This is a genomic window from Streptomyces kaniharaensis, from assembly GCF_009569385.1.
Classification (GTDB): Bacteria; Actinomycetota; Actinomycetes; order Streptomycetales; family Streptomycetaceae; genus Kitasatospora; species Kitasatospora kaniharaensis.
Genome location: NZ_WBOF01000001.1, coordinates 5810058 through 5825078, shown reverse-complemented (window position 1 = coordinate 5825078; position 15021 = coordinate 5810058). Strand labels below are relative to the sequence as shown.

Annotated in this window: 15 protein-coding genes; 8 read left to right on the top strand and 7 right to left on the bottom strand. The window is 72.7% G+C overall.

What is annotated here, in order from left to right; all coding sequences use genetic code 11:
* Nucleotides 1–78: 78 nt before the first annotated feature.
* From rox to F7Q99_RS26060, 5 genes are all read left to right on the top strand, one after another.
* On the top strand, nt 79–1548 hold the full coding sequence (gene rox, locus F7Q99_RS26080; RefSeq protein WP_153465264.1) for a rifampin monooxygenase: 1470 nt from the start codon (nt 79–81) through the stop codon (nt 1546–1548).
* 289 nt (nt 1549–1837) lie between these two features.
* Nucleotides 1838–1978: a hypothetical protein gene (locus tag F7Q99_RS40495; protein ID WP_195911175.1), complete on the top strand. Its 141-nt coding sequence runs from the start codon at nt 1838–1840 to the stop codon at nt 1976–1978.
* A gap of 179 nt (nt 1979–2157) precedes the next feature.
* Nucleotides 2158–3396, top strand: coding sequence for a glycosyltransferase (locus F7Q99_RS26070; RefSeq protein WP_153465260.1), 1239 nt, complete (start codon nt 2158–2160; stop codon nt 3394–3396).
* Nucleotides 3397–3619: 223 nt separating this feature from the next.
* The gene (locus tag F7Q99_RS26065; RefSeq protein ID WP_326847121.1) at nt 3620–6016 is read left to right on the top strand and encodes a helicase-associated domain-containing protein; all 2397 of its coding nucleotides are present in this window, start codon (nt 3620–3622) and stop codon (nt 6014–6016) included.
* 75 nt (nt 6017–6091) lie between these two features.
* Nucleotides 6092–6601: a GNAT family N-acetyltransferase gene (locus F7Q99_RS26060; RefSeq protein WP_153465258.1), complete on the top strand. Its 510-nt coding sequence runs from the start codon at nt 6092–6094 to the stop codon at nt 6599–6601.
* Nucleotides 6602–6786: 185 nt separating this feature from the next.
* Here the strand turns inward: F7Q99_RS26060 and F7Q99_RS26050 are convergent, their stop codons facing one another.
* Nucleotides 6787–7440 (bottom strand): NAD(P)-binding oxidoreductase, encoded by a 654-nt coding sequence (locus F7Q99_RS26050; protein WP_153465256.1) that lies wholly within the window; start codon nt 7438–7440, stop codon nt 6787–6789.
* A gap of 108 nt (nt 7441–7548) precedes the next feature.
* Here F7Q99_RS26050 and F7Q99_RS26045 point away from each other — a divergent pair, with 108 nt between their 5' ends.
* Both F7Q99_RS26045 and F7Q99_RS26040 read left to right on the top strand, forming a co-directional pair.
* Complete coding sequence (locus F7Q99_RS26045; RefSeq protein WP_153465254.1) at nt 7549–8235, top strand: GntR family transcriptional regulator; 687 nt, start codon at nt 7549–7551, stop codon at nt 8233–8235.
* Nucleotides 8236–8338: 103 nt separating this feature from the next.
* Nucleotides 8339–8641, top strand: coding sequence for a hypothetical protein (locus tag F7Q99_RS26040; RefSeq protein ID WP_153465252.1), 303 nt, complete (start codon nt 8339–8341; stop codon nt 8639–8641).
* A gap of 91 nt (nt 8642–8732) precedes the next feature.
* Here the strand turns inward: F7Q99_RS26040 and F7Q99_RS26035 are convergent, their stop codons facing one another.
* On the bottom strand, nt 8733–9794 hold the full coding sequence (locus F7Q99_RS26035; RefSeq protein WP_153465250.1) for a hypothetical protein: 1062 nt from the start codon (nt 9792–9794) through the stop codon (nt 8733–8735).
* Nucleotides 9795–10107: 313 nt separating this feature from the next.
* Between F7Q99_RS26035 and F7Q99_RS26030 the strand changes: the two genes are divergently transcribed.
* On the top strand, nt 10108–10587 hold the full coding sequence (locus F7Q99_RS26030; RefSeq protein ID WP_153465248.1) for an SsgA family sporulation/cell division regulator: 480 nt from the start codon (nt 10108–10110) through the stop codon (nt 10585–10587).
* Between the two features lie 116 nt (nt 10588–10703).
* On the opposite strand, the gene F7Q99_RS26025 is transcribed toward F7Q99_RS26030, so the two are convergent.
* From F7Q99_RS26025 to F7Q99_RS26005, 5 genes are all read right to left on the bottom strand, one after another.
* Complete coding sequence (locus F7Q99_RS26025; RefSeq protein WP_153465246.1) at nt 10704–13103, bottom strand: ATP-binding cassette domain-containing protein; 2400 nt, start codon at nt 13101–13103, stop codon at nt 10704–10706.
* Nucleotides 13104–13199: 96 nt separating this feature from the next.
* Nucleotides 13200–13634: a VOC family protein gene (locus F7Q99_RS26020; RefSeq protein ID WP_153465243.1), complete on the bottom strand. Its 435-nt coding sequence runs from the start codon at nt 13632–13634 to the stop codon at nt 13200–13202.
* A 270-nt stretch (nt 13635–13904) separates the two neighbouring features.
* A complete protein-coding gene (locus F7Q99_RS26015; protein ID WP_153465242.1) occupies nt 13905–14147 on the bottom strand; it encodes a hypothetical protein in 243 nt (80 codons plus the stop codon).
* Nucleotides 14148–14249: 102 nt separating this feature from the next.
* Nucleotides 14250–14744 carry a hypothetical protein gene (locus F7Q99_RS26010; RefSeq protein ID WP_153465240.1) on the bottom strand — a complete coding sequence of 165 codons (495 nt, stop codon included), beginning with the start codon at nt 14742–14744 and terminating at the stop codon, nt 14250–14252.
* A 43-nt stretch (nt 14745–14787) separates the two neighbouring features.
* Entirely contained in the window at nt 14788–15018 is a 231-nt protein-coding gene (locus F7Q99_RS26005) for a hypothetical protein (protein WP_153465238.1), read from the bottom strand.
* Nucleotides 15019–15021: the final 3 nt, after the last annotated feature.

Sequence of the window (15021 nt, the reverse complement as noted above, 5' to 3'; positions counted from 1 at the left end):
CGCGGGACGTCGAAACCGTCGGTGGGACTCGGCGCGGAGCGGCCGGCCGACATCCAATCTGGTTGAACGGGGATTCTGATGATGGACGTGATCGTGGTCGGCGGCGGACCGACCGGCCTGATGCTCGCCTGCGAGTTGCGGCTGCACGGCGTGCACGTGGTCGTGCTGGAGAAGTTGACCGAGCCGACCGAGCAGTCCCGCGGACAGGGCCTGCACGCGCGCAGCGTCGAGATGATGGACCAGCGCGGCCTGTTGGACCGGTTCCTCGCGGTCAGTGAGAAGTTCCAGGTCGGCGGTTTCTTCGGCGGCATCCACAAGCCGTGGCCGGAGCGGTTGGACACGGCCCACCCGTACGGCCTGACCACCCCGCAGCCGGTCACCGAGCGGCTACTGGGTGAGCGTGCCCTCGAACTCGGCGCCGAGATCCGGCGCGGCTGCGAGGTGATCGGGCTGAGCCAGGACGAGGACGGGGTGACCGTCGAGCTGGCGAGTGAGGGCACCCCTACCAATGAGGGCGTAGCCGGCGGGGGACGCACGTACCTGCGCTCGCGCTACCTCGTCGGCTGCGACGGCGGCCGCAGTACGGTGCGCAAGCGGCTCGACGTCGGTTTCCCCGGCGAGCCCGCCAAGATCGAGACACTGCTGGGGGAGATGGAGCTGGCGGAGGATCCGGCGACGATCGCCGCCGTCGTCACGGAAGTCCGCAGGACCCAACTGCGGTTCGGCGCCATCCCCCTGGGAGACGGGACCTACCGGGTCGTCGTGCCTGCCGACGGCGTGGCCGACGACCGCGCGACCACGCCGACCTTCGAGGAGTTCACGAGGCAACTGAGGGCCCACGCGGGCACCGACTTCGGCGCGCACTCGCCACGCTGGCTCTCCCGCTTCGGCGACGCCACCCGGCAGGCCGAGCGTTACCGCGTCGGCCGGGTCCTGCTGGCCGGCGACGCTGCGCACATCCACCCGCCGACCGGCGGCCAGGGGCTCAACCTCGGCATCCAGGACTCGTTCAACCTCGGATGGAAGCTGGCCGCCACCGTCAACGACTGGGCGCCGGAGGGCCTGCTGGACAGCTACCACACCGAACGACACCCGGTCGGCGCCCGCGTGCTGAACAACACCCGCGCGCAGATGACACTGCTGGGGACGGATCCGGGTGCGACCGCGCTGCGGGAGCTGCTCTCGAAGCTGATGGACTTCGACGAGGTGAACCGGTACGTGACCGGGATGATCACCGCAGTCGGCGTCCGCTACGACTTCGGCGAGGGCCACGACCTGCTCGGCCGACGGCTGCGGGACGTCAAGCTGAAGCAAGGCCGCCTCTACGAGCTGATGCACGCCGGCCGCGGGCTCCTGCTCGACCAGACCGGCGGCCGGCTCTCGGTGGACGGCTGGGCGGACCGGATCGACCATGTCGTGGACACCAGCGAGGAATTGGACGCACCCGCCGTACTGCTGCGCCCGGACGGCCACGTGGCATGGGTCGGTGACGATCAGCAGGATCTGCTCGACCGCCTGCCCAGGTGGTTCGGGGCTGCCGCCAGCTGAGGGCTACAGCGAGCGACAACCCGCACCGCGCCCGGTTTCGTCAACCTCCCCGCAGAGTAGCGGCGTTGGCCGTACGGTGACCGCTACCGGGCGTCGGCCACCTGCGCCGGTTCGGCCCGGCGTGGACGGAGGGCGAGTTGAGCGGCGAGTTCAGCAGTGTCGACATCTTCATCACCAACAGCCGGCAGGAGATCCTGCTCCAACTCCGGGACGACAAGCCGGACATCTGCTGGCCCGCGCACTGGGTGACGCCGGGCGCGCCAATCCGCGCAAGGGCGTCAACCACACCATGGCTGATCTGCAGGGCGAGTTGTGCGATGTGATCACCGCCGCGATGGTGGCGCTGCGCGAGACGACGCCGGACGCCGCCTCGATCCTCGCCGACCACCTGGCCGGCTGGCGCCCGACCCGACGCGCTGATGGCACGTAAGACGACTGCGACTCGAATCGAGAGATCGTCAGTTGACTCGTCGGCAATGGAGGAAGGACAGTACTCACTCCCCGCCACTCTCAACTTATAGCGCACCAGGGGCCTTGCGGCAAGGCCCCGGTCGTGCCGCAGAATCGCTGCCTCAAGGCCAGAAAACCTGCGGAAACGGGAGTAGCGGAATGCGTGTGGTGCTGTCGACGTACGGGTCGCGCGGGGACGTCCAGCCGTTGGCGGGGCTCGCCTTGCAGTTGCGGGCACTCGGTGCGGAGGTGCGGGTGTGCGCGCCGCCTGATGACGAGCTCGCGGAGCAGCTGGGCGCTGCCGGTGTGGAGATGGTGCCGGTCGGCGAGTCGGTGCGCTCGCTGGTGACCGGGCCGCCGCCGGCGCCGTCCGAACTGCCCAAGCGCGCGGCGGCGTTGGTCGCCGACTTCTACGACGCGGTCATGGCGACGGCCGGGGCAGGTGACGCGGTGGTGGCGACCGGCCTGTTCCCGAGCGCGGCCGGCGCTCGGTCGGCGGCCGAGAAGCTGGGCATCCGCTACGCGTACGTGAGCCTCCAGCCGACCACGCTGCCGTCTCCGCACCACCGGCCGTTCGAGTACTCGATGCAGCCGTATCCGCCGGAGGTGACCGACAACCGGGAGCTGTGGGAGCTGAACATCGCGACCATGAACGCGCTGTTCGGCGAGGTGGTCAACACCCACCGGGCGTCAGTCGGCCTGGCGCCGGTGGACAACGTCCGCGACCATGTCTTCACGGACCGCCCCTGGCTGGCGACGGATCCGGTCCTGGGCCCGTGGTTGCAGCCGGCCGACCTCGACGTCGTCCACACCGGCGCGTGGATCCTGCCGGACGAACGCCCTCTTCCCGCCGACCTGGTGGCGTTCCTGGACGCCGGCGCACCCCCGGTGTACGTGGGCTTCGGCAGCATGCCCATGCGCGGTTCGCAGGACGTCGCGCGGGTGGCCGTCGACGCGGTCCGGGCGCAGGGCCGGCGCGTCGTCATCAACCGCGGCTGGGCAGGCCTGAACCTGACGGACGACGAGGACGACTGCTTCTTCGTCGGCGAGGTCAACCAGCAGGCGCTCTTCGGCCGGGTGGCGGCCGTCGTGCACCACGGTGGCGCTGGCACGACGACGACGGCCGCCCGGGCCGGCGCGCCCCAGGTGGTGGTGCCCCAGATCGTGGACCAGCCGTACTGGGCCGGCCGGGTGGCCGAGCTGGGCATCGGCGCGGCACACGACGGCCCGGCTCCGACCACCGAGTCCCTGTCGGCCGCGCTCGGGACGGCCCTGACCCCCGGGACTCGCGAGCGGGCGACCGCCGTGGCCGGCACGATCGGCACCGACGGGGCGGCGGTGGCCGCGAAGCTGCTGCTCGACCCGTCCGGCCGGGAAGGACTGGCGGCGTCCGCTTGAACCGGCCGTGACCGGCGGGCCGGAGGTGCGGCCCGAGGTCGTCAGCCGCGCAGCCGAGGTCGTCGTCGAAAGGGTCCGGAAAGAACGCGGTAGGTCAAGCTGCCCTGGCCGGCGAGCCCGGCCAGGGCGGCGGGTTCGCGGATCATAGCGGCAACCGCTTCGAAGCGCGTCACACTGTCGGCCGGTCCTCCGGAACGCCGTAGGCTCTCCGCGGGAGGATGAAGTGAGCCGAAAGACGGAGAATCGCCGGTCGCCGCTGACGGCGTGGCTGTGCACGCTCGGCGCCGAGCAGCTGCACCGGGTGCTGACCGCTCGACCGGATGCCGGGGCCGCACCGGAGCCGCGTGCCATGGGCGAGTTGGCGGACCGCCTGCAGCGGCCCGGGTCGGTGGCGCTGGCGCTCCGCCGGGTGCCGCTGCCCTGTCTCCAGGTGGGCGAGGCCCTGGCCGCTCTCGGGGAGACCGCGTCGCGGGGTGAGCTGGCGGCCCTGCTCGGGGTCGTGGACGCCGAACTCGGCGAGGCTTTGGCCGTGTTGGCCGATCACGCCCTGATCTGGCCCGGTGCTGACGGTGTGCTGCACCAGGCGTCGGCGCTGCGGCAGGCCTGGCGGGCTCCGCTCGGTCTTGAGCCGCCACTCGTGAAGCTGCTGGACGGCCAGACCTCCGACACACTGCGGGGCATGCTGTCGGCGCTCGGCCTCAAGCCTCTCACCACGCGGCAGCAGCGCGTGGCGGCGCTCCTGGATCAGTACGGTTCGGCCGAGCGAATCCTGGCGGTCGTCGCGAAGGCTCCGGCACGGACCCGGGAACTGCTGGAGCGGCAGGCCCGGACCAAGCCCGAAGACCCGCGCCCCGTGATCGTCTTCGGGTCGCCGCGACCCGACGTTCCGGCCGCCGCCCGCTGGGCGGTCGCCCGCGGCCTGCTGCTGCAGGACCGGCACGGCTTCATGCCCGCGCGGATGCCCGCAGAGGTGGCGCTCGCGCTGCGCGGCGCGGACTGGCACGCCCCGTTCGACCCCGTCCCGCCCCTGCCCGCCCTGGCCCCGGTATCCGCCGCCGAGGTGGACGGGGAGACCGCCTCCGCCGCCGGAGCCTTCGGCAGCCATGCGGCGGCCGTGCTGGCCGAGTGCGCGGCGAGGCCGCTGACGGTCCTCAAGGCCGGTGGGGTCGGGGCCCGTGAGGTGGCCCGGGTCGGCAAGGCGGTCCGGTGCGACGAGCCCACGGTCCGGCTGGTGCTGGAGACCGCGCACGGTGGCGGACTCGTGCGGCGCGATGGCGATCGGGTCCTCGTCACCGAGGCGTACGACTCCTGGGTGGAGCAGGAACCCGCCGATCAGGTGGCGCAGTTGGTCCACGCCTGGTGGCAACTGCCGTACACACCCACGCAGTCCCGCGACGAGGACGGCAAGGCGCTACCGGCGCTGGTCCGGGCGAGCGTGTGCGACGGTTGCGTCCAGGCCCGGCACGGCCTGCTGGCCGCCCTTCGCCGCCTCCCCTCCGACCAGGGCGCGGCCGACCTCGCGGATCTGGGCCGACTCGTCGAATGGCACCACCCGCACGCCGAGCAACTCCCCCAGGACACCGAGCCGTTCGCCACCGTCATCCACGAGGCGCGCCTGCTCGGCGTCCTCGCCCGCGGCGCGCTCTCCCCGCTGGGCGCGGCCCTCACGAGCGGCGACGCGGCGGAACTGGCCGGCCACGCCCGCCGGTTGCTGCCCGCGGCCGTCGACGGCGTGCGCATCGGCTCCGACCTCACCGCCGTCGCGACCGGCACCCCCTCCGCCCGGCTCACCGCTCTCCTCGACTCGCTCGCCGACCGCGAGGCGCGGGGGACGGCCTCGGTCTGGCGGTTCAGCGCCGCGGGCCTGCGCCGCGCCCTCGACGCCGGACACGACGCCGCGGCCGTCGAAGCCGATCTCACGGCCGTCGCCGGCGGGCCGCTCCCCCAGGCGTTGACCTACCTGATCGCCGACACGGCACGCCGCCACGGCAGGGTCCGGGTGGCTTCGGCCGCCTGCGTGATCCACGGTCCGGAACCGGCGCTGCTGGCCGAGATCGCGGCCCACCGCAAGCTCGCCGGTCTCGGCCTCCGGCAGCTGGCACCGACGGTCCTGACCAGCAGGTCCTCCGTGACACAGACGCTGGCCGCCCTGCGCGCCCACGGGTACGCCCCCGTGGCGGAGGCCGCCGACGGCACGGTGCGGATCGAACGAACGGCACCCCAGCGTGCCCCTGCGGTCCCCCGGCCCCGCGCCCGTGCAGGGAGGCCGGCCACACCGGTACCGCCCGACCTCCGCGCGCTCGCGTCGAAGCTGGTGCACGCCCCGGCAGAACCGCGGCTGCCCGACCCGGACCGGGGCATCCCGTACGACAGCGACACCGAGGAGATCCTCGCCGAGACGGCGAAACAGCTCTCCCTGACCGACGTGCGCCAGCTCGCCCACGCGATCCACACCGGGGAAGCCGTCACCATCGAGTACGTCGACGGGGTCGGCGCGCACACCGTGCGCGCGCTCAGCGAACTCGAACTCGATGCGCCGTACCTGTACGCCTGGTGCCACCTGCGCTCCGACAACCGGGTGTTCACCCTCTCCCGCATCCGCACGATCGCTCCTTCGTGACACGGGAGTTGGCCCAGCCCGCAGGCGACGGAAAAGTCCCTGGCACCGATCCGTCGCGTGCGGGACCGTGGTTCCATGCGGATTACCGAGTGCGAGCAGACCGATGTCGCGCTGCTGGAGGAGCATCTGCCGTCCCGCGGCCGAAGCTCCTTCCACGCGCGGCGTTTCGCCCGCCAACTCGCCGGCAGCAGCACGTACCTGATCGCCTGGGAGGACGAACGCCCGGCCGGCGCCGCCGAGGTCCGCTGGAACGGGTGCGCGGCGGCCGAGGTGCAACGGGCGCTGCCGGAGTGCCCGGAGATCAATGCGCTCCACGTCGCCGAGCCCTTGCAGGGCCGCGGCATAGGCACCGCCCTGATCCGCCACGCCGAACGGCTCGCCGCCCGGCGCGGCGTGCCGCGGATCGGCCTCGGCGTCGCCGAGGAGGGCAACCCCCGGGCTGCGGCGCTGTACGCCCGGCTCGGCTACCGGCCGGTGGTCCGCTACCTCGACCGGTGGTCGTACGTCGACGACCGCGGCGAGGTCCACGACGTCGAGGATCCCTGCGTGTTCCTCGCGAAGGGGCTCGCCGCGGCGGCCCGCTGAACGACGGAACCGGCCGGGGGTGGCTCCGGTCGAGCTCCGAGTACCGAACACGTCTCGTCTCGTGGAACTCCGGGACGGTCAGGATCAGGCCGAAGTGCGGTACGGGGACGGCGTCTCCGTCGACCGGGTTGTGGACCTGCTCGGGGTGGGCCGACGGGGCGGCGCCGAGGCCCGGTGCCCCGTGGTCAGTGGGCGGCGAGCGCGGCGACGGCCTCGGCGACAGGGGTCTCGCCGGAGGTGATCTCGACGATCACCCGGTGGAGCGCCGGCTCGTGCAGGGCGGCGGCGATGAAGGCGGCGACGTCGTCGCGGTGCACGTCGCCGTACTCGACCGCCGGACCGGCGGTGACCCTGCCGGTGCCGGGGGTGTCGAGGAGGGTGCCGGGGCGGACGATCAGCCAGTCGAGGCCGGTGCGGGTCAGGTAGACGTCCGCGGTCTTCTTGACCTTGACGTAGTGCTCGAAGCCCTCGCCGGGCGCCTTGCCGCGCAGGGCGTCGGGGAACACCGACACCAGCACGAACCGGCGCACACCGGCCTGCTCGGCGGCGTCGGCGGCCTTCTCCAGGCCCTTGCCGTCGATCAGCGTGGTCCACTCCGCGCCGGTGCCGTGGGCGCCGGCCGAGAAGACCACGGCGTCGTGCCCGGCGAGCTTCGCCGCCAGGTCGTCCACCGTGTCCGCGAGGAGGTCGCCGGCGAGCGCCGCGGCGCCGGTCGCGCGGACGGTGTCGGCCTGGGCCGGGCTGCGGTGCATCCCGGTCACCTCGTCACCGCAGGCGGTGAGCAGCTCGGCCAGCCTGCGGCCGACGCCTCCGGCGGCGCCGATCTGGAAGACCTTCATGTCGATCCTTCCTCCGACTGCATAGGGCAATGCGGGCGAGATGAGCAGCGTTGACATGAGGACAACATGTCGAATGTCAACATTTCCGTGTCAGAAAGGCGGACGAACATGGATGAAACGGACAGAGTGACCCCGGCCCGGCGCCGGGGGTTGGCCGACGAGGTCGCTGACCGGATCCGTGAGGCCATCTTCAACGGCGCCTACGCCCCGGGCGTGCAGCTGCGCGAGGTCGAGCTGTCGGAGGCGATGGACGTCAGTCGCGGCCCGGTGCGCGAGGCCCTGCGGCTGCTGGAGCGCGAAGGCCTGGTCCGCGTCGCCTGGCACCGCGGCGCCGTGGTGACCACGCTGTCCGCCGAGGACGTCGCCGAGCTGGAAAGCCTGCGCGGCGCGCTGGAAGGCCTCGCCGTCGAGCGGATCACCGCCCTCGCCTCGGCGGAGGCCTTCGCCGCCCTGGAGAACGCCGCGGGACTGATGGAGCGGGCTGCGGACGGGCACGAGATGGCCCGCCTGGACATCGCGTTCCACGACGCCGTGTTCGCCGCGGCCCGGCACCGGCGCCTGGCGGAGGCGTGGCAGGCCATCCGCTGCCAGGTCCACCTGTTCCTGCTGACCCGCATCGACCGCGACGCCGCTGGCTACCTCGCCCACGTGCCCGACGAGCACCGCGGACTCGTCGCCGCCCTGCGCTCACGGGACGTCCGGAACGCGCTCGACCTGTTCGCCGCCCACCGCCGTATCGCCGTCGACGTGGTCACCGCGGGCCTGGACGACACCGCGGGCCCGGACGCGAACTGACCCGGCGGCCGGGCCCCTGAACACCCGTCGTCACCGATCCGTACTCCCCGACGGGGGCGCGAGGCCGCCCGGCCCCGCGCACGTCCCCGACCAAGGAGGCGCGATGCTACGCAGCGCAGCCACCGGGCTGCTCGCAGGTCTCCTCTGCCTCGGCGGCGCAGGCGTCGCCTTCGCGAATCCGACACCGAACCAACCCGGGCCACCGAACCAGACCTGCCAGGACTTCCTGGCGCTCGGCGCCCAGGCTCCGGGCCACAGCAGTTCCTCCCCCGGCTCCCCCTTCGACGAGCCCGGATTCGGCAGCCAGCCCAACGGCGGCACGGGCGGCCAGGCCTACAACGCCGCGGGCGCCCCGTCCCAGTACGACGTCGCCTGCTTCCAGCAGTTCGTCCACTCAACCCGCTGAACCCGTCCAGACCGGGCTCGGGGCGCCGCACCCCGGGCCCGGCCCTGTGGGTTGTCCCCGGGGCGGGGCCGACCCGGACACCGGGGCGTGATCACTGCACCGAGGCGTCGGGAGTCCGGCCGGTCTGGGCCTGCTGGGAGCGGGTGGCGAACATGCGGGCGAGCGGGGTGACGCGCTCCGCGGCGCGGGGATCCGTACTGGTCGGCGCGTAGGTGACCATCAGGACGGTGCTGCCGACCTTGACGAGGACCCCCGTCGTCCGGCCGTCCCGATGGGCACTGGAGCGGTCGCCGACCGCCGGGACGGCCACGGGATCGGCGCTCGGCCCCTTGGTGAAGGAGGCCTGGATCAGGTCGTACGCCTTGTCGGCCCAGAGCGGGCTCGGGCCCGCGACGATCCTGAACTGCACCCGGACGTCCTCGTCGGCGGTCCGGTAGGTGACGGTGCCCGAGGCCACGCTCTGCGAGCACAGGTCCGCCTCCGCGGCGCTGATGCCGCTGCCCTTGCAGTCGCTCGGGGGTTCGGCGGTCGGCGCCCGCGACTCGCGCCAGCCGGCGGGCACGGCGTGCAGATCGGGCAGGACCGACCGGACCTGGTCCGTGTTGGTCAGCGGCGCGGCAGCGAGTCCGCCGCCGGGCATGCCGAGGTCCTGGGACGAGCCGGAGTTCAGGTGGATCCCGAGCGCGACCAGCGCCGCGACCGCGACGAGGACGCCGATCAGCCCGGCGACGCTGCCATGCCGGTGCGTGGTCCTGATGTTCCCGCCGGCCACGGTGTTGTTGGTGCCCATCGCCGTCTGCCCGGACGTCCGGTTCCCGCCGCCGATCACCGTCACCGGCGCGTCCTGCGGCGGGGGCGGTTCGGTCGTGACCACGGACAGCCGGGCCCGGAGGTTGGCGGCGAGGCCCGGGTTCCAGCCGAGCAGCTCACCGACCGCCCGGGCCAGGGCCTGCTGCGCCTGCGGGTCGCCCGGGGTCGCGTCCACCTGTCCGGCGGCCTGCGCCCAGTGCGGCGCCCGCCGCAGCCCCTCCCGCACCCGCGCGACCGCCTCGCTCCCGAGTGCCGCGCCGGCCGCCCCGACCGTGTTCGACGCCGCCTGCACCAGTGCCTGGACCACCATCGCGACGAGGTCCGAGCTGTCCCCCGTTGTCATCCAACCCCCCTGATGGAAACCCACGTTGGTGCAACTCTGACACCAGCACGCCAACCGCGCACAGCCCCGGCCAACGGAGACCGAAACGCAATCCGGGGTGCCGGGCCGCCGTGTCGTCGCCCGAATATCGCCGCGGACGGTTACCACCGGCGGGCCGGCTCGTTCTCCAGCCGAAAGGCCGCACCGCCGAACCGCCGTCCACGTCCCGCCCAGGCCCGTCGAAGCACCGTCAGAGTCCTGTCCCCGTCGCTGAAAAAACGATTCTGCGCAACCCCCGCCCTCCCGCCGCACCACACCCACACGAGGAAGAGGAATGAGCGAGCAGCACGAGATGCCCGGCGCAGTCCCCCAGGAAAGCGCCTGCGCCGACGACGAGTTGGTGCTGTACCTCGACCTGGAGGCGGTCGCCTGCCCCGGCCTGCTCGTCTCCGTACCAGCCCGGCTCCGCTACCGACCCGAGGACCCGTACGCCGTCTGCCTCGACACCCACGTGGACCTCGACGAGCCGATCACCTGGATCTTCGCCCGGGGCCTCCTCACCACCGGCCTCACCGGCTGGGCCGGCCTCGGCGACGTCACCGTCCACCGCGGCACCGGCCCCGGCTCCGCCACCCTCTTCATCGCCCTGACCGCCGACGACACCACAGCCGTCCTGCACGCCCCCGCCACCCTCGTCGCCGCCTTCCTCACCGCGACCGAACACCTCGTCCCATACGGCTCCGAGCCTCTCCACATCGACGTCGACGACCTGATCCTGCGGCTCATGGAAGCCGACGGCCCGCCGGTGGCCTGAACTCGGGCGGTCTGACGAGGCGGACACCGTGCGGGTGGTCAACTTCCCATAGTGCCCTCCTCGTTCGAGTCGGCTCACGCGTCGCAGGAACGAGGAGGGCCGCAGCACCCGGGCGGTCAGACGCCCATGGTGGCGCCGATGTAGGCCGCGAGGTGCTCGCCGGTGAGGGTGGAGCGGGCGGCGACGAGGTCGGCGGGGGTGCCCTCGAAGACGATCCGGCCGCCGTCGTGGCCGGCACCCGGGCCGAGGTCGATGATCCAGTCGGCGTGCGCCATGACCGCCTGGTGGTGTTCGACCACGATGACGGACTTGCCCGAGTCGACGAGCCGGTCGAGCAGGCCGAGCAGCTGCTCGACGTCGGCGAGGTGCAGGCCGGTGGTCGGCTCGTCGAGGACGTAGACGCCGCCCTTGTCGGCCATGCGGGTGGCCAGCTTGAGCCGCTGCCGCTCGCCGCCGGACAGCGTGGTGAGTGGCTGGCCGAGGGTGAGGTAGCCGAGCCCCACGTCGGCGAGCCGGGTGAGGACGGCGTGCGCGGCCGGAGTGCGGGCCTCGCCTGCGCCGAAGAACTCCTCCGCCTCGGTCACCGACATCGCGAGCACCTCGCTGATGTCGCGCCCGCCGAGGTGGTACTCCAGCACCGACGCCTGGTAGCGCCGGCCCTCGCAGTCCTCGCAGGTGGTGGCGACGCCGGCCATCATCGCCAGGTCGGTGTAGACGACGCCGGCGCCGTTGCAGGTGGGGCAGGCGCCTTCGGAGTTGGCGCTGAACAGGGCCGGCTTGACGCCGTTGGCCTTGGCGAACGCCTTGCGGATCGGGTCCAGCAGCCCGGTGTACGTGGCCGGGTTGCTGCGCCGCGAACCGCGGATCGCGCCCTGGTCGATCGACACCACGCCCTCGCCGGACGGGACCGAGCCGTGCACGAGCGAGCTCTTGCCGGAGCCGGCGACGCCGGTGACGACGGCGAGCACCCCGAGCGGGATGTCGACGTCGACGTCGCGCAGGTTGTGCGTCGTCGCGCCGCGGATCTCCAGCGTGCCCGTGGGCTTGCGGACCGTCTCCTTGACGCGGGCCCGGTCGTCGAGGTGGCGGCCGGTGATGGTGCCGCCCGCCCGCAGCCCCTCGACGGTGCCCTCGAAGCAGACGGTGCCGCCCGCCGTACCGGCGCCGGGGCCGAGGTCGACGACGTGGTCGGCAATCGCGATCACCTCCGGCTTGTGCTCGACGACGAGCACCGTGTTGCCCTTGTCGCGCAGCCGCAGCAGCAGGTCGTTCATCCGCTGGATGTCGTGCGGGTGCAGGCCGATGGTCGGCTCGTCGAAGACGTATGTGACGTCGGTGAGCGAGGAGCCCAGGTGGCGGATCATCTTGACGCGCTGCGCCTCGCCGCCGGACAGCGTGCCGGACGGCCGGTCGAGCGAGAGGTAGCCCAGCCCGATCTCCACGAACGAGTCCAGGGTGTCCCGCAGCGAGGCGAGCAGCGGCGCCACCGATGGCTCGTCGAGCCCGCGGACCCACTCGGCGAGGTCGCTGATCTGCATGGCGCAGGCGTCCGCGATGCTGATCTTCCCGATCCGCGAGGACCGGGCCGCCTCGGTGAGCCGGGTGCCCCCGCACTCGGGGCAGGCGGTGAAGGTGACCGCCCGGTCGACGAACGCCCGGATGTGCGGCTGCAGTGCCTCCCGGTCCTTGGAGAGCATCGACTTCTGGATCTTCGGGACCAGGCCCTCGTAGGTGAGGTTGATGCCGTTGATCTTGACCTTGGTCGGCTCGCGGTAGAGGAAGTCCTGCATCTCCTTCTTGGTGTACCTGCGGATCGGCTTGTCCGGGTCGAGGAAGCCCGACTCGGTGAAGATCCGCAGGGTCCAGTGGCCGTCCACCGAGTAGCCGGGGACGGTGACCGCGCCCTCGGCGAGCGACTTGGAGTCGTCGAAGAGCTGGGTGAGGTCGATGTCGGAGACGGTGCCCCGGCCCTCGCAGCGCGGGCACATGCCGCCGGTGATGCTGAAGCTGCGCCGCTCCTTCACGGTCTTCCCGCCACGCTCGACCGTGACCGCGCCCGCGCCGCTGATCGAGGGGACGTTGAAGGAGTACGCCTTGGGCGAGCCGATGTGCGGCTTCCCCAGCCGGCTGAAGAGGATGCGCAGCATCGCGTTGGCGTCGGTCGCGGTGCCGACCGTGGAGCGCGGGTCGGCGCCCAGCCGCTGCTGGTCGACGATGATCGCGGTCGTCAGCCCTTCGAGGACGTCGACGTCGGGCCGCGACAGCGCCGGCATGAAGCCCTGCACGAAGGCGCTGTAGGTCTCGTTGATCAGCCGCTGCGACTCGGCGGCGATCGTGTCGAACACCAGCGAGCTCTTGCCGGAGCCGGAGACGCCGGTGAACACCGTGAGTCGGCGCTTCGGGATGTCGACGCTGACGTCCTTGAGGTTGTTCTCGCGTGCGCCGTGCACGCGGATCAGGTCGTGGCTGTCGGCGTCGTGCGGCGCGGGCACGGGCGCGTCCGTCCTCTTGGCCATGGTTCTCGTGTCTCCCCATCTGTCAGGCGGGCTCGCCCGCGCGGTTCTCTTCTCCGGTGTGCGGGCCGGGGTTTCGTGGTCGGCGTCGGTGCGGGCTCAGCGGAGCTCGTTGATGCGGACCAGGTTGCCCGAAGGATCGCGGAAGGCGCAGTCGCGGATCCCGTACGGCTGCTCGGTCGGCTCCTGGACGAGTTCGGCGCCGCCAGCCTTCAGCCGGGCGAAGACGCCGTCGAGGTCGGCGGTGGCCAGGGTGATGCGGGCGTAGGTGCCCTTGGCCATCATCTCGGTGATGGTACGGCGCTCGTCCTCGGTGACGCCGTGCTCCATGGCCGGCGGCTCCAGGACGACGGACGTGCCGGGCCGGCCGGCGGGGCCGACCGTGATCCAGCGCATCGTGCCCTGGCCGACGTCGTTGCGGACCTCGAAGCCGAGGAGGTCGCGGTAGAAGGCCAGGGAGCCGTCGGGGTCGGTGTGCGGGAGGAAGGTCCAGTGGATGTCGATGTCGTTGATGCCGGTGTCGTTGATGTCCATGTCCGCCAGGCTAGGCGCGGCCCGTGCGCCGGTGCTTCTCCGATCCTGATCGGTCTCGCTCGTCGCGTCGCCGCGGCTCGGCCCGGGTGTGCGCCGTCGGGAGCGGCAGCAGCCACGGCCTGTCCGGGGCGCACCTGCGGCCGGGTCCGTCCCCTGCGCGGACCCGGCCGGTCGCCCCTCGGGACGCTGTGCCTCGAACGTACGAAGGGGCCGGCTTACCGATCGCTTACCGCCGGCTTACCGGTCCGCTCACGACGCTCACCGATCCGCTCACGGGGTCACCCGTCGTGCGACAGGGCCCCGGCATCGCCGTTCGCGGGGCCTTCGCCCAGCTCGCGGGCCTCGGTGCGCACGCGCCTCGGCGGAGTCGGGCAGCCCGGCCCGGTCGTACGCGCGGCCGAGTGCCTGGAGCGCGCCGACGAGGAAGGAGCGCCAGCCGCGGGCACGCCACACCAGGACGGACTCCTCCAGGTACGCGACGGCCGAGGCGTGGTCGCCTGCCGCGAGGTCCAACTCGCCGAGGATGCCGAGCGCTTGGGCGAGGCACCGGTGCAGGCAGCGATCAACGCGCTCGTCACGGGCGGTCCTGCCGACGCCGGCAGCCGCCGGCCGCTCCTAGAGACACGCCCAGCAGTAGAGCCGATCGCCGGCCTCGCGGGCGCGCCCGGCGAGCCCGACCAGCTCCTCGACCACCGGCTGGACGTCCTCCGCGGCTGCCCCGTACAGCTCCTCCGCCTGCGCCCAGGTCGCCGCGACCGCTGGTATGTCCGCCTCCCGCACCTCTGCGAGGGCGTCACGCGTGGCCGCGTCGATTTCGGTCACCCACGGGCCGGTCGCCCACGGATCGTCCTCGCCCCCTGGACTCTCCGGCCCCGGGGCCGGACCGGTCGGCCATACGGTCGTCTCCGCCACGAGGTGCACGTCCCACGGGACCTGCCTGATGGCGGCGATCAGCTGCCCCAGGACGACGCTCGGATCCAGCCCCTTCGACTCGACACCGTCGAACGCGGGCTGCCGACCCCCGAGAGGCGACCCGCCCTCCGTCCGTTCCAGCACACGCCGGACCGCCTCCGTGCCCGGCGCACGGAAGTAGGCGGTCAGAACGCCCATCGCCGTCTCCTCCCTGCCGCTCGACTCTTCGCCGGAAAGTAGATCAGACGCCACTGACAACGCCGCCGGCCGGCCTCAACTCGTTCAACTCGAGGCCGGCCGTCGAGCGTTCGCGGAAGGTGTCGACGTCCGCGCCGGTGGCCTCGGCGCTGCCGCGGACGACGTTGCGGGCCTGCCAGGCGGTGCGGGTGAGGCCGGACTCGACCAGCATGCCGTTCATGGCGCCCATCAGGGCCTTGTCGGTGCGGTTGAGCCAGTAGCCGATGAGCTGCACGGT